1 protein-coding gene is annotated in these 1,039 nt (G+C 70.1%); it reads right to left on the bottom strand.

Translation table 11 applies throughout. From position 1 onward, the window contains the following. Positions 1–974 (bottom strand): transposase (locus ABZ793_RS34715; RefSeq protein ID WP_357465237.1); only part of this gene is annotated, 974 nt, incomplete at its 3' end. Positions 975–1,039 lie beyond the last annotated feature (65 nt).

Below are 1,039 nucleotides of genomic sequence, written 5' to 3'. Positions count from 1 at the left end.
ACCGGCTTCGGGGTCGCGCCGCTGGGCAGGTGCTCGACCTCCAGGCGGATGACCGTTCCCTCGATGACCGGTAACACCTTGGCCGCGTCGACCCAGGCGGATCGGTGGGTCAACCGTGGGTGCAACCGGTCCCAGGCTCGGGCTCTCGCGATGCCGTAGAGGCGGGTGTCGGTCATCGTGGCCGCGTCAGGCTCGCCCCACGTGGCCGGGTCAGCGAAGGCGAACTCGCCGCCGTGGCGGGGTGGCCGGCCGATCGTCCCCGGCTGCCGGGGTGGCACCGCGCGGCGTAGTACCCGGTCCGAGCGCATCCGCGCGAGGACCTGCACGGGCAGATCACGCAGGAGGAACGCCAGCCGGGGCGCGTCGTAGCCAGCGTCGGCCACGACCAGGATGTCCAGGTCGCCGGGCCGCCACTGGCCGGCCGCGACCAGCCGCTGCACGATGTCTCGCACCTGCCCCGCCGTGACTGCCGCCGCGTCATCACCCGGCGCCAACCGCACCGCGTCCAACGGCGCGGTCCACGAGCTACGGCCCGACTCCAGGGCCACCACCATCGAGTAAGGCCAGCCCGGGACCATGATGGTCTGGTCCTTGCCCCGACCGTAGGTGTGACACAGCACGCGCTGCGGCGAGGTGTGCGCGTCCGGCCGCAACCAGCAGGTGATGTCCACCGCCAGCACGACCCGGCCGTCAGCCGCTCGTGGCAGCGGCACCCCGGCCAGGGCGGTGCGCAGCCGGTCGATGTCCAGCCGTCCACACGCGAGAGCGTCGTACAACGCGCCGTGACCGCGGCGGTGCTCACCCACCAGCGACAACTCCACCAACGACCGCACCGGCCCATCAGCGCACAACACCGCGTCGGCCAGCTCGAACAACGCATCCGCCCGCGCAGTCAAGCAGCCATAGAACTCCCGCCGGAACCTACCCAGCTCCCCGACGCCACCAACCAGATGAGGATCATGCACACTGATCACCGAGACAGCCCTTGGTTATTGATCATCTTCCCTCGACAAGAAGAATGATCAACCAAGGGCTGTCC

The sequence above is a fragment of the Micromonospora sp. NPDC047465 genome (genome assembly GCF_040643125.1).
GTDB lineage: Bacteria > Actinomycetota > Actinomycetes > Mycobacteriales > Micromonosporaceae > Micromonospora.
This window is presented reverse-complemented; position numbering and strand designations above follow the sequence as displayed.